The sequence below is a fragment of the Bacteroidota bacterium genome (assembly GCA_038746285.1).
GTDB lineage: Bacteria > Bacteroidota > Rhodothermia > Rhodothermales > JANQRZ01 > JANQRZ01.
In genome coordinates this window covers 1-12,196 of sequence record JBCDKT010000083.1, presented here as the reverse complement: position 1 = coordinate 12,196, position 12,196 = coordinate 1, and the positions used below count along the sequence as shown (strand labels likewise).

Below are 12,196 nucleotides of genomic sequence, written 5' to 3'. Positions count from 1 at the left end.
CGAGTCATTCCCGACCCAGATCGGGAATCCATGCAGCGTCGGCACGCGGTGCCATCGTGGCGTGGATTCCCGCCTGCGCGGGAATGACGGGCGTCTTGGGCAGAAAAGCTGAGACCTGACCGAGTCCATAACACGCTCTAGGAAGGCTTCCACTTGATGTTGCACCCCATCGAGGGTATCTGCTCGCCCGGCACTGCTCCCGTCTGCAGGAGAGCCTCGAGGGCGTCGCGCAGGTCGGTCGTCGTGGCGGGCTGGCCCGGCCGGCCGTCGTCGAGGCGGCCTCGGTAGGCGAGCGTCCGGTCGCGGTCGTAGACGAAGAAGTCGGGCGTGCAGACGGCGTCGTAGGCGCGGGCGACGGCCTGGCTCTCGTCGTGGAGGTAGGGGAACGGGTAGCCTTTCGCCTCGGCCCGCTCGGCCATCGCCGGGAACGAATCGGCCGGATACTGCTCGGCATCGTTCGAGCAGATGCCGACGACCTGTACGCCCTTCGGCGCGTAGTCCCGGCCGAGGGCGACCAGCCTGTCCTCAACAGCGTGGACGAACGGGCAGTGGTTGCAGATGAACGCCACGACGAGCGCCTCCGCGTCTGCGAAGTCGTCGAGGCTGCGGGTCTCACCTGGGCGTCCGTCCACAGCCGGATTGGCGGTGGGCAGGTCGAAGGCGGGGGCGGCGGTCCCGAGCGGGACCATGTCGGAAAATGTTCGTGCCATGTTGGATTGTCGAGTTACGGTCAAGAGTCCGTTCGGCGCTTGTCACTCGCCGCTCGTCGTTTGCTAAGCGGGTCGGCGGATTTGGTCGAAGGGGACGAGGGTAGACGAGACGATATTCGAGAGGTGCGACGAGATGCGGCCCATCATCCGCATCGAGATAGCGAAGACGACCGCCTCGTTCGAGGACAGGTCGTCGGCGTGCGCGATGGTTTCGAGGTACCCACCGACAAGGCGCTTGATTTCCTGGTGCTCCTCGGTCACGCGCCGGGCAGCGCGTGCGTCGCCCTGGACGAAGCCCTTGCGCGTCGACTCGACGAGGCGCTGCAGCCGGTCGCGTAGGTCGCGCAGGGGTTGGACGTGCGGGCTCAGCCGGGGCGTGTCGGCCAGCGTTGAGGCCGCCGCGAGCGACTTCGCCAGGTCGCCGACCCGCTCCGCTTCCTGGACGGCCGAGACGAGGATGAGCGACAGGATACGCTCGCGCTCGGGGTCGATGGCGAGGTGCTCGATGACGAGGCGGCGCACTTCCTGCTCCCCTTCGTTCACGATCTGGTCCCGCGCCGAGAGGTCCACCTGCAGCGCCTCGTTGTCGAGCAGGCAGGCGAGCGCGGCCTCCAGCATCTCGCCCGACACCCGGAGCATGGTGTCGACCGCCCCCATGGCGTCGGTGATGAGGGCGGGCCGGGTGCCGGTGAAGAAGTTGAAGAGGCTCATGGCGGGGTGGTCGTCCAGGATAGTACTCCTTCTTTGCTTCGTTGCTCCGCCCGGCGGGCCGTGCGGGTTAGTCTGCGCGCTTCCCGGCCAGCGCCTCGGCCAGGGCGCGCTGCGCGGCGGGGGCGTCGCTGTAGGCGCAGAGCCGCGTCGGAGCGTCCGCGAACGCGTCCAGCACGCGTGCGCTTCCGAGAGCCGCTACGACTACCGGCCGCACCCTGAGGAGGGCCTCGACGAAGGCGTGCTGCTCCGGGCGCAGCCCGAAGGCGTGCCACGCCGCCGGCTTGGCAACGAGCGCGACGAGCACGCGCTCGGCCGCCTTCGCTTCCTCGCCGAGCGTAGCCAGCTGTTCGGGACTGGTCCCCGGCCCGACCTCAGCGTAGCGCACGCCGGGAAGACGCTCGCGGAGTGCGTCGCCTAGCGGCTGCTCCGGCGGGTCAAGGGGCGAGGCGTGGGGCCTGACGAGGACGGCCAGCAGTCCGGCCCCCGTCTCCCAGTGCACGGTCTCGCCCTCGACCGTGACTGCGCCCCGGGCGACGCGCATCGCCAGCCGACGGTGCTCGGCTGCGCCCACTGCGTCCGGAGCGGCAGCCTGACCCGGGTCGGTGAACACGTCATCGCCGAAGCGGTCTGTCAGCCGGGCACGGAGCCGGTCGGCGCGGGCGAGGGCTTCGTCCAGCCGCTCCTGGCCGAGCGCGCCTGCCTCGACTGCAGCAGCGAGAGCTTCGATGATCGCAGCCGGATCGCGGGCGTCGAGGAGGAGATCGACACCCGCGCGGACTTGCTCGACGGCGAGGTCGGCCTCGGTCCGGCCGTCGGCTTGGATGCCCCCCATGTGCAGGCTGTCCGAGATCACGACGCCCTCGAACCCCATCTCGCCGCGCAGCAGGCCCTGGAGGATCGGGGCCGAGAGCGTCGCGGGCCGGCCGCTCGGGTCGAGGGCGGGGTAGGCGACGTGGGCGGTCATGACGAGTTCGCAGCCGGCATCCAGCGCCGCCCGGAACGGGACGAGGTCGGTTTTGTCGAGGACGGCGCGGGCGTCCGGCACCGACGGGAGGACGGCGTGCGAGTCCTCGGCCGTGCTGCCGTGTCCGGGGAAGTGCTTGGCCGTCGAGAGCAGCCCTTCGGCCTGGCAACCCCGGACGTAGGCCGCGGCCAGCGACGCGGCCAGCGCCGGCACCTCGCTGAAAGCGCGAATCGAGATCACGGGGTTGTCCGGGTTCCGGTTGACGTCGGCGACGGGCGCGAACGTGACGTGGACCCCGCAGGCGAGCGCCTCGCGCGCCGAGGCCCGCGCGAACCGCTCCGTCATCGCCTCGGACTCGCCGAGCGCAGCGAAGGCGCGGGCATGCGGAAACGTCGTGGCTCCGGCCACCTGCTGCCCGAGGCCGCGCTCCATGTCGGTCATCACGAGGAGCGGACGCGCCGAGTCGCCCTGCAGCGCGGCGTGCTGCAAGCCCACCAGGGTTTCGCGGGTCTGAGGCCACGCCCCGTTGAAGAGGATCACGCCGCCGAGCGGGTAGCGGCCGAGCAGGGCCTCGACGTGCGCGGCGTCTTCCTCGGCGCGGCGCGGCGGCTGCATGTTGGAGCCGAGGCGGACGACGAGCAGGCCGGCGGCTTTGCGGCGGAGGCGTTCGGTGGCGGTCACGGGCGGGCGCGCAGGGTGGGACGGCAAGGTACCGAGACGAGTGGCGGCGTTGAGGCCGTTTTTCCTCCTTTCCGGTGTTACGAAACCGTGTACTGCTCGCGCCTTCTTCTGTAACCCCTTTCGACGACCCGCTGCCACCATGCCTACCCTCGCTCCGCTGCCGCCCCGCCGTCGCCGCGTCCTACCCTGGCTGCTGTTCGTGGTGCTGTGGGCCCTGGCTGCGGGACTGCTCGTCGCAAGCTCCCGCCTCGCCCAGGCCCTCGCGGGCTAACGCGGAGGGTATACGTCGTGCTCGGCGATGTAGGCCAGCACGTCGTCCGGGACGAGGTACCGAGCCGAGCGCCCCGCCCGGAGCAGGCGGCGGATCGCCGTGCTGGACGGGTCGAGCAGCGGGCGGTCGAGGACGGTAGCGCGGGCCATCACGCTCGGGGCCACGTCGGCGAGGTCGGCTCCGGGGCGCGGGTAGACGGCAAGCGCGGCGTGCCGCAGAATCTTGTCCGGCTCGCGCCACGAATCGAACTGCGCGAGGCTATCCCCGCCGAGGATGAGGTGGAACTCGGCGGCGGGCTGCTCCGCCCGCAAAGCCCGCACCGTGTCGACGGTGTAGGAGACGCCCCCCCGCTCGATCTCCCAGTCCGACACCTCGAACGCCTCGTTGCCGGCGACGGCCCGCCGCACCATCGCGAGGCGGTGGTGTGCTTCGGCGACCGTGCGCTCCTGTTTGTGCGGTGCCGTCGCGGCCGGAATCCAGAGGACGCGGTCTAGCCCGAGGTGGTCTCGCACGGCTTCGGCCACGGCGAGGTGTGCTACGTGCGGCGGGTTGAAGGTCCCCCCGAAGATGCCTACCCGGGCCGGGCGTTGAGGGTCGAGTGCCGAGCGGGGCTCCGTCATTCGCAACGCGTCATTCGCCTCACCGGCTGGCCTGGCTCTCGAACTGCCGGAGTGCCCGCTCGACGATGGCATGCTCTGCCTCGGCCTCGCCGAGCAGCGGGCTGTCCGGGAAGATCTGGACGAGCCGGTCGTAGGCGTCGGCGGCCTGCTGATAGCGCTCGGCCTGGCGGCTGGGGATGCTGTCCTCAGCGTAGGCCCGGTAGCTCCGGACCGCGCCCAGGAGCGCGTCGTCGGCGAAGGCCGAGTCCGGGTAGCGCTCCAGCACGCCCTCGTAGGAAATGGCGGCGGCCTCGTGAAGCCCGCGCCGCTCGTAGAGGCCGGCGATCTCGAACCGCTTCCGCGCCAGCTTGGCGCGCAGCTCTTCCGTGTGCCCGGCTAGCTCGGCGGCGTACGCGCCCTCGGGGTACTTGCTGAGGTAGAGCCGGAGGTACGTCAGCGCCGTCTGCGTGTCGGTCTGGTCGAGCTGGTACGGCGGCGAGAGGCGGACGTAGCTCATCGCCCGGAGGTACTCCCCCTCCTCGACGCGTTCGTCCGTCCGGTACAGCTCCACGAAGCGGGTGAACTCGTTGGCCGAGAGGAGGTACTGCTTGGTCTTGAAGTAGGACTGGGCGAGGTAGAACTGCGCGTCGCCAGCGCGCGGGTTGGTGCGCCCAAAGTCGAAGACGTGCTGGAAGTACTCGATGGCGCGGTCGTACTTACCGCGTTCGTAGAGTTCCAGTCCCTTCTCGAAGGCTGCCTCCGGCGTGTCGGACGCTACGCGGTTACCGCTGGAGCAACCCGCAGCGAGCGCAGCGAGAAGGAGAAGGAGGGCAGATCGACGAAGCATCAATTCGGGAGCAACGGAAAGGGCGAGAGCCAGATGCCGAAGAAACCACTGCCCGCCCGGTAGACCCTAGCCCGATGGGTTGAAAAGCGCGGGAACTCGGCGGCGGACAGGCTGCACCGAGAACGCCGCCCTGCCGGGTTTATTGCAACACGACGGCGGGGATGAGCGGAAGGGGGCAAGCGGGGAAGAGGATCCCGGTGCAAAGCGCAGCAGTCTTCGTGGTTTTTCCAGCTTTCCCACGCTCCTCCGCTCTTCCGCTCCTGAACGCTCACTCCACCACTACGACTTCCCCGTCGCGGTAGCCGAGTATAAACATCGCCTCGTTGGCGTTTCCTCGTCCGAAGTCGATCCGGTGGCCAAGACCTGCGTAAGGGGCGGCGCGGCGGAGCAGGTCCGGCAGCGACTCCTCGCTCCGGCGCTCGGCGAGGAGCGCGAGGACCATCTGGGCGAGGTCGTAGCCCGCATACGCGAGGCGCTCCGGCGCGACGCCCGCCAGCGCGCGGTACCGCTCGGCGAAGGCTCGCGCGTCCTCATCCCGCTCGCCGAGGTGGAAGTCCGAGGTGAAGACGGTGCCGTAGCCCTCGGCGCGGGGCCGCGAGGCGTCGAGCATCCCCCACTCCAGGTTGCCGAAGACGCGCAGCCGGCCGCGCTCCTCGGGCGGCACGGCGCGGTCGAGGCTCCGCAGGGCACCGGCGGCGTACTCATCGGCGTCGGCCCCGGAGACGGGGAGGTAGAGCGCGTCCACGTCCGCGAGCAGGTTGTTGAGCGAGTCGGCCAGCAGTTCGTCGAGCCGGAACCAGGCCCGGTCGTCGAAGAGCAGTTCGGTGAAGGCGACCGTGCCGCCGACTTGGATCAGCTCGGTCTGGAACGCCTCGGCCATCGTCTCGCCGATCGTCCCGGACTGCGCGACGACGCCGAAGGTGCCGGGGCGCTGCGCGGCGGCGTAGCGGGCCATCGCGCGGCCGCGCTCAGCGTAGGTCGGGTTGGCCTGGAAGACGTAGCGCCGCCCCTCGGACACGGCCTCGTTCGTGGCAAGCGGGGCGACGAGCAGGAGGCGCTCGCGCTCGGCAACCCCGCCTGCCGCTGTCGCCTCTTCGCTGTAGAGCGGTCCGAGGACGAGTTCGACACCCGCGCGGCTGAGGCTCTCGACGGCCTGCACAGCCCCGCGCTCCGACCCCTCGGTGTTGCGGAACACCATCCGCACCGGGCGCTCCGGCACCGCCGCGTTGTGCGCCTCCACGGCGAGGCGGACGCCATTGAAGAGGGCCTGCGAGAACACGATGTCGGCGTTGTTCGTCGGCAGCACCACCCCGACGTCGGTAGCTTCAGGTACGGCCTCGGCCGCGTCGAGCCGGGCCTGCGACTCGATGCGGAGCGCACGGGCGTCGGCGAGGTAGCGGCTGCGAGGGTATTCCCGGACGAAGTCGGTCATCGCCCCGATAGCATCGGCAAACTCGCCGGCGGCGTAGTGCGCCTTGCCGAGCATCAGGTGCGCCGCCGTCGTCCGCTGGTTGAACGCGCCCTCGGTGACCTTCCGAAAAGCCCGCGCGGCGGCGTCGTACTGCCCAGTCTCATAGGCTCGCAGCCCCCGGTCAAAGGCCGACTCCGCCGCCGGAATCGCCGGTGCCTCAAACGGCTGCGCTACCACCGGCACGTGGAGGGTGAGGAGGAGAAGCAGGAAGAGGAGGCGCATGGCAGAAGTGCAGTGAGGCTTGGCTAGGAAGTTACTGCATCCCCTATCAAGTCATCTCCGCGCAGGCGGGGATCCGGAGAACCGCTGGACAGTGGATCCCGGCTCGGGGGCCGGGATGACTATCGGTTCCGGTTTTGGAGAACGTCATCGCTGCGAAAGATCGCGGCGCGGCCGTGGTCCCACCTCTGCTCGCTGTCCCCTGATCGCTGTCTTCTGAACCTACTCCCACTCGATCGTGGCGGGCGGTTTGGAGGATACGTCGTAGGCGACACGGTTGATGCCGCGCACCTCGTTGATGATCCGGTTCGAGACGTGCCCGAGGAAGGCGTAGGGCAGGTGCGCCCAGTCGGCCGTCATCCCGTCCACGCTCGTGACGGCGCGGAGGACGGCGGCGTTCTCGTAGGTCCGGGCGTCGCCCATCACCCCGACCGACTGCACGGGTAGGAGCACCACGAACGCTTGCCACACGTCGTCGTACAGCCCGTGCGCCTTCAGTTCGTCGATGAAGATGGCGTCGGCCTCCTGGAGGAGCGCCGCGTGCTCGGACGTGACTTCGCCGAGGATACGGACCGCGAGGCCGGGGCCGGGGAACGGGTGACGCCCGATGATCTTCTTCGGCACGCCGAGGAGCCGCCCGACTTCGCGGACCTCGTCCTTGAACAACTCGCGGAAGGGTTCCAGCAAGTCGAAGCCGAGTTCTTTGGGGAGGCCGCCGACGTTGTGGTGGCTCTTGATAGTCGCGCTCGGGCCCTTGAACGAGACGCTCTCGATCACGTCGGGGTAGAGCGTGCCCTGAGCCAGAAAGGTCGGCTTCGCCCCGAGGCGCTCGGTGACGGACTCCGTCGCGTCGTTGAAGACCTCGATGAAGGTGCGCCCGATGAGCTTGCGCTTCTGCTCTGGGTCCTCAACGCCCGCGAGCGCGTCCATGAACTCGTCGGTGGCGTCGACCACGATCAGGTCGATGTGGAAGTGCTCGCGGAAGGTCTGCTCGACCTCGGCGCGCTCGTTCTTGCGGAGCAACCCGGTGTCGACGAAGATGCAGGTCAGCTGGTCGCCGATGGCCTCGTGGAGGAGCACCGCTGCCACGGACGAATCGACCCCGCCGGAGAGTCCGAGGATGACGTGGTCGTCGCCGACCTCGTTCTGGATCTCGGCCTTCTTGTCCTCGATGAAGGAGGCGGCAGACCAGTCGCCCGCGCAGCCGCAGACGGCGTAGACGAAGTTCTCGATCATCGCCCGCCCGTGCTCGGTGTGGACGACCTCGGGGTGGAACTGCACGCCGAAGACGGGTTGCCCGTCGGCGGCGACGGCGGCAATCGGGGCGTTCTCGGTGTGGGCGATTCTGCGGAAGCCGGCAGGGAGGCGCGTGAGGTGGTCGCCGTGGCTCATCCAGACCGTCGAGCCGTCGGGGACCTCGGCGAACAGGTGCGCCTCTTCGTCGACGATCAGGTGGGCCCGCCCGAACTCGCGCCGCTCGGCGCGCTCGACGGTGCCGCCGAGCTCGTAGGCGAGCGCCTGGAGCCCGTAGCAGATGCCGAGGACCGGGACCGGCTTGCCGGACTCGGTTTCGAGCGCGAGGAGCGCCGGGTCGAGGCCGGGCGCGCCGTCGTCGTAGACGGACATTGGGCCGCCGGAGAGGACGAGGCCGGCGGGGCGCAGCGCGGCGACCTCCGCCGCCGGGAGCGTGCAGGGGTGGATCTCGCAGTAGACCCCGGCCTCGCGGACGCGCCGGGCGATGAGCTGGGTGACCTGCGAGCCGAAGTCGAGGATGACGATCGTTTCGTGCACGGGTCCAGTTACGAATTGCGAGTGACGAACGACGAGTGGAAAAGCGTGAGAACGACCCCAAGGTTGACCCCAAGGTTGGAACAGGCGCGGACTCGTCGGACTGGCACCCGTTCGTAGCTCGTCCTCCGTACCTCGTCGTTCCTAAGCGTCAGCGCCGATCATGTGCTTGTAGGCGTCGGCGTCCATCAGGCTGTCGATCTCGGCCGCGTCGCTGGGCTCCATCTTGACGAGCCAGCCTTCGCCGTAGGGGTCCTGGTTGACCGTCTCCGGGGCACCGTCGAGCGCGGCGTTGACCTCGGTCACCGTCCCGGCGACGGGCAGGAAGAGGTCCGAGACCGTCTTGACGGCCTCGATCGTGCCGAAGACCCCCTCGGCGTCGCCCTCAAAGTCTTCTTCGAGTTCGACGAAGACGATGTCGCCGAGCTCCTGCTGGGCGTAGTCGGTGATGCCAACGGTGGCGGCGCCGTCGTCGCCGAGGCGGACCCACTCGTGTTCGTTGGTGTAGCGGCAGTCGTCGGGGAAGGTCATTGCTAATGGCTGATTGGGTGAATGAGCGAGTAGCTGATTGGGCACCATGAATCACCCAATCGGCGAATCGCCCAATCACTCACTGGCTGGAGGTTTCAACTCGAAGCTACTCAAAAAGCCGGTGTCGAACTGTCCGTTCTGGAAGCGCTCGTCGTCCATGAGCTGGCGGTGGAACGGGATCGTCGTCTTGACGCCCTCGATGACGAACTCGTCGAGGGCGCGGCGCATCTTGCGGATGGTGTGCTCGCGGTCCTTGCCGCGCACGATGAGCTTAGCCACGAGCGAGTCGTAGTTCGGCGGAATCCGGTAGCCGGCGTAGATGTGGGTGTCGACGCGGACGCCGCGGCCCTTCGGCGTGTGGAGCGCGGTGATGTCGCCCGGCGAGGGGGCGAAGCCTCGGTACGGGTCCTCGGCGTTGATCCGGCACTCGATGGAGTGGCCTTCGAGCGCCACGTCCTGCGCCGTGAGCTTCATCCCGTTGGCGACGGCGATCTGCATCTCGATCAGGTCGGTGTCAGTCACCTCCTCGGTGACCGGGTGCTCGACCTGGATACGGGTGTTCATCTCCATGAAGTAGAAGGTGCCGTGCCTGTCGAGCAGGAACTCGACCGTGCCAGCCCCGCTGTAGTCGACGGCGAGGGCGCCGGCAATCGCGGCCTCGCCCATCTTGGCGCGGAGGTCGGCGTCCACGACCGGCGAGGGGGCCTCTTCGAGCAGCTTCTGGTGGCGGCGCTGGATCGAGCACTCGCGCTCGCCGAAGTGGAGCGCCGTCCCCTGCCCGTCGCCCACGAGCTGGACCTCGATGTGGCGCGGCTCCTCGACGAACTTCTCGAGGTAGACGCCACCGTTGCCGAAGGCGGCCTTCGCCTCGGACCCGGCCGCGACGAACTGCTTCTCGAACTCGGCTTCGTCGCGCGCGAGGCGCATCCCGCGCCCGCCGCCGCCGGCCGAGGCTTTGATCATCACCGGGTACCCGATCTCGGCCGCGAGGCGCTTGCCCTCCTTCGCCGACCCGATCTCGCCCTCCGAGCCGGGGACGACGGGGACGCCGGCGGCGCGCATCGTCTCCTTCGCCACGCTCTTGTCGCCCATCTTGCGGATGGTCTCGGGCTTGGGGCCGATGAAGACGAGGTCGTTGTCGGCGCAGATGGCGGCGAACTCGGCGTTCTCCGAGAGGAAGCCGTAGCCGGGGTGGATGGCGTCGGCCCCGGTGACCTCGGCGGCGGCGATGATGCGGTCGACGCGGAGGTAGCTGTCGGCGCTCGGCGGCGGCCCGATGCAGACGGCCTCGTCGGCGAAGCGGACCGGGAGCGAGGCGCGGTCGGCGGTGGAGTAGACCGCTACGGTCTGGATGCCGAGTTCGCGGCAGGTGCGCAGGACGCGGAGCGCGATCTCGCCCCGGTTGGCGATGAGGACTTTTTGGATCACGCGGCGGCGGGGTGAGAGAGGAACAAGTACGGGCGACCGGCCGGTTGCCCCTACGACAGCGAACGCGTCACGAGGTCAGCACAAACAGCGGCTGGTCGTACTCGACGGCTTGGGCGTTCTCGATGAGAATTTCCTTGATGGTCCCGCTGTGCTCGCTCGTGACCTCGTTCATCAGCTTCATAGCCTCGATGATGCAGAGCGTGTCGCCCTCGCTGACCCGGGCTCCCACCTTGACGAACGGGTCGGCCTCGGGCGAGGGCGCGCGGTAGAACGTGCCGACGATGGGGGCGCGGATGAGCGTTTCGTCGGCCCCGGAGCCCGGCTCGGTGGCTGGCGGCGCGGCGGCCGGTGCGGGCGGCGGCGTGCTGGCCGGAGCCGGAGCGGCGGGCGCGGCCGGTGGCGGCGCAGGGGGCGGAGGCGCATAGGCCGGCGGGATCGGCGGATAGCCGGTCTGCATCGGGAAGGGCTGCACCGGGAAGCCGCCCATCGCCTGCCCGGCCTGCTGGAGCGTCACCACCGGCGACTGCCGGCGCACGATGATCTTGAGACCGTCTTCCTGCACCTCGATCTCGGCCACGCCGCTGTCGTTGACGAGACGGACGAGGGCCTGCACTTTGTCGATATCCATAGCGGGAGGGGGTGAAGCGAGCCCGGGAGGGCGCGGGGGCGTCAGTTGGCACTGACGCGGGTGAGGTAGGCGCCGGAGGTGGTATCGACGCGCACGAGGTCGCCCTCGTTGATGAAGAGCGGGACGTTGATCGTGGCCCCGCTCTCGAGCGTGGCGGGCTTGGTCGCGCCGGTGGCCGTGTCGCCCTTCATCCCCGGCTCGGTCTCGGCGATGAGCAGCTCCACCTGCTGCGGGATCTCGACCGAGAGCGCCTCGCCCGTCTGGGCGTGGACGATCAGGTCCACGTCGCCGCCTTCCTTGATGAAGCCGCGCCCCTCTACGCTGCCGGCGGGGAGCGTCGTCTGCTCGTAGGACTCGGTGTTCATCAGGTGGAGGCCGAGGTCGTCCTCGTAGAGGAACTGGTAGGCGTGGCGCTCCACGCGGGCCGCCTCCACCTTCTCGCCGGCCCGGAACGTGTTGTCGACGATCTTGCCGTTGCGGACGTTCTTGAGCTTAGTGCGGACGAACGCCCCGCCCTTGCCCGGCTTGACGTGCTGGAACTCGACGATCTGCCACACGCCGCCGTTCCAGATGAAGGTGTAGCCGTTGCGGAAGTCTTGCGTGGAGGCCATAGAGGAGCGCGAGAGAAGGGGGACGAGAGCAACCGTTCAGGGCTCAAAATATACCCTGCCCGTCGCATTCCTGTCAATCCACCACTCGCCTCCTGCCCTCACCTTAGAACCAAAGAGAGAGACCCGCCGGATGGCACCGGCGGGTCTCTGAGACCGAATATATCGGCAAATGAGTGTGCGAGCAAAGAAGCCACTCATGACACCCCTGGAATGAAACTCTCGGCCTCATTCACCGACCTGGTCAACTGGTGACCTGACACGCCCCACTGAACGGAAGCCGGGTCGTGATCTGCTTAGTTGCCAGAATAGGACCACCACCTCTTTGGGTAAGTGTGAGAGTACCCGTCACGTTTTTGCCGGCCGACCTGAGCGTTACTTGATCATGGCCTATGAGGTCGGTCAGAGCCTCTACGTTGCTGGGTACCTCCCACACCAGCAAGCTCTCGGGGATACCGTAGTTTAGCGCTGTGAAAGTGCAAGCTCCAGCGAAGTCGGAGGGACCTGCTATCGAGGGCGATGACGCCTCCGCAGCCGGAAGGGACCTAGACGTGCTCGGACCGGTGACGTCTGCAGAGTCGCAAGCAGCAAATACCAGACAGAGTGAGAGGACTAGAGTGTTGGAAATGAGATTTCTCATGACTACCTCAGATGTTTTGTTTGTTGTGATACGAGCGGCACGAATAACATGCCTAAGCACAGTATACGAAAAATATTACTATAAAACATTAATATAATAT

Annotated in this window: 12 protein-coding genes; 1 reads left to right on the top strand and 11 read right to left on the bottom strand. The window is 68.2% G+C overall.

What is annotated here, in order from left to right:
• Positions 1-137: 137 nt before the first annotated feature.
• The 3 genes from AAGI91_16925 to AAGI91_16915 form a co-directional block, all read right to left on the bottom strand.
• Positions 138-710 (bottom strand): thioredoxin family protein, encoded by a 573-nt coding sequence (locus AAGI91_16925; GenBank protein MEM1044294.1) that lies wholly within the window; start codon positions 708-710, stop codon positions 138-140.
• Positions 711-773: 63 nt separating this feature from the next.
• Positions 774-1,421, bottom strand: a complete 648-nt coding sequence (locus tag AAGI91_16920) for a PhoU domain-containing protein (GenBank protein MEM1044293.1) — start codon at positions 1,419-1,421, stop codon at positions 774-776.
• 67 nt (positions 1,422-1,488) lie between these two features.
• Complete coding sequence (locus tag AAGI91_16915; protein MEM1044292.1) at positions 1,489-3,066, bottom strand: glycoside hydrolase family 3 N-terminal domain-containing protein; 1,578 nt, start codon at positions 3,064-3,066, stop codon at positions 1,489-1,491.
• Positions 3,067-3,205: 139 nt separating this feature from the next.
• Between AAGI91_16915 and AAGI91_16910 the strand changes: the two genes are divergently transcribed.
• Positions 3,206-3,337: a hypothetical protein gene (locus AAGI91_16910; protein MEM1044291.1), complete on the top strand. Its 132-nt coding sequence runs from the start codon at positions 3,206-3,208 to the stop codon at positions 3,335-3,337.
• On the opposite strand, the gene nadD is transcribed toward AAGI91_16910, so the two are convergent.
• From nadD to efp, 8 genes are all read right to left on the bottom strand, one after another.
• Complete coding sequence (gene nadD, locus AAGI91_16905) at positions 3,334-3,957, bottom strand: nicotinate-nucleotide adenylyltransferase (GenBank protein MEM1044290.1); 624 nt, start codon at positions 3,955-3,957, stop codon at positions 3,334-3,336. The genes AAGI91_16910 and nadD overlap by 4 nt on opposite strands.
• A 19-nt stretch (positions 3,958-3,976) precedes the next feature.
• On the bottom strand, positions 3,977-4,783 hold the full coding sequence (gene bamD / locus AAGI91_16900; protein MEM1044289.1) for an outer membrane protein assembly factor BamD: 807 nt from the start codon (positions 4,781-4,783) through the stop codon (positions 3,977-3,979).
• Between the two features lie 268 nt (positions 4,784-5,051).
• Positions 5,052-6,476, bottom strand: a complete 1,425-nt coding sequence (locus AAGI91_16895; GenBank protein MEM1044288.1) for an ABC transporter substrate-binding protein — start codon at positions 6,474-6,476, stop codon at positions 5,052-5,054.
• Positions 6,477-6,695: 219 nt separating this feature from the next.
• Positions 6,696-8,264 carry a glutamine-hydrolyzing GMP synthase gene (guaA, locus tag AAGI91_16890; GenBank protein ID MEM1044287.1) on the bottom strand — a complete coding sequence of 523 codons (1,569 nt, stop codon included), beginning with the start codon at positions 8,262-8,264 and terminating at the stop codon, positions 6,696-6,698.
• 141 nt (positions 8,265-8,405) lie between these two features.
• Positions 8,406-8,792 (bottom strand): glycine cleavage system protein GcvH, encoded by a 387-nt coding sequence (gene gcvH, locus AAGI91_16885; protein MEM1044286.1) that lies wholly within the window; start codon positions 8,790-8,792, stop codon positions 8,406-8,408.
• Between the two features lie 75 nt (positions 8,793-8,867).
• On the bottom strand, positions 8,868-10,220 hold the full coding sequence (gene accC / locus AAGI91_16880) for an acetyl-CoA carboxylase biotin carboxylase subunit (GenBank protein ID MEM1044285.1): 1,353 nt from the start codon (positions 10,218-10,220) through the stop codon (positions 8,868-8,870).
• A gap of 67 nt (positions 10,221-10,287) precedes the next feature.
• Complete coding sequence (gene accB, locus AAGI91_16875) at positions 10,288-10,848, bottom strand: acetyl-CoA carboxylase biotin carboxyl carrier protein (protein ID MEM1044284.1); 561 nt, start codon at positions 10,846-10,848, stop codon at positions 10,288-10,290.
• 41 nt (positions 10,849-10,889) lie between these two features.
• On the bottom strand, positions 10,890-11,459 hold the full coding sequence (gene efp, locus AAGI91_16870; protein ID MEM1044283.1) for an elongation factor P: 570 nt from the start codon (positions 11,457-11,459) through the stop codon (positions 10,890-10,892).
• Positions 11,460-12,196: the final 737 nt, after the last annotated feature.

What these genes read in the sequence shown, in the direction of transcription:
- AAGI91_16925 (MEM1044294.1), bottom strand. Translation starts at nt 710, where the DNA reads ATGGCACGAACATTTTCCGACATGGTCCCGCTCGGGACCGCCGCCCCC.
- AAGI91_16920 (MEM1044293.1), bottom strand. Translation starts at nt 1,421, where the DNA reads ATGAGCCTCTTCAACTTCTTCACCGGCACCCGGCCCGCCCTCATCACC.
- AAGI91_16910 (MEM1044291.1), top strand. Translation starts at nt 3,206, where the DNA reads ATGCCTACCCTCGCTCCGCTGCCGCCCCGCCGTCGCCGCGTCCTACCC.
- nadD (MEM1044290.1), bottom strand. Translation starts at nt 3,957, where the DNA reads ATGACGGAGCCCCGCTCGGCACTCGACCCTCAACGCCCGGCCCGGGTA.
- bamD (MEM1044289.1), bottom strand. Translation starts at nt 4,783, where the DNA reads ATGCTTCGTCGATCTGCCCTCCTTCTCCTTCTCGCTGCGCTCGCTGCG.
- AAGI91_16895 (MEM1044288.1), bottom strand. Translation starts at nt 6,476, where the DNA reads ATGCGCCTCCTCTTCCTGCTTCTCCTCCTCACCCTCCACGTGCCGGTG.
- gcvH (MEM1044286.1), bottom strand. Translation starts at nt 8,792, where the DNA reads ATGACCTTCCCCGACGACTGCCGCTACACCAACGAACACGAGTGGGTC.
- accB (MEM1044284.1), bottom strand. Translation starts at nt 10,848, where the DNA reads ATGGATATCGACAAAGTGCAGGCCCTCGTCCGTCTCGTCAACGACAGC.
- efp (MEM1044283.1), bottom strand. Translation starts at nt 11,459, where the DNA reads ATGGCCTCCACGCAAGACTTCCGCAACGGCTACACCTTCATCTGGAAC.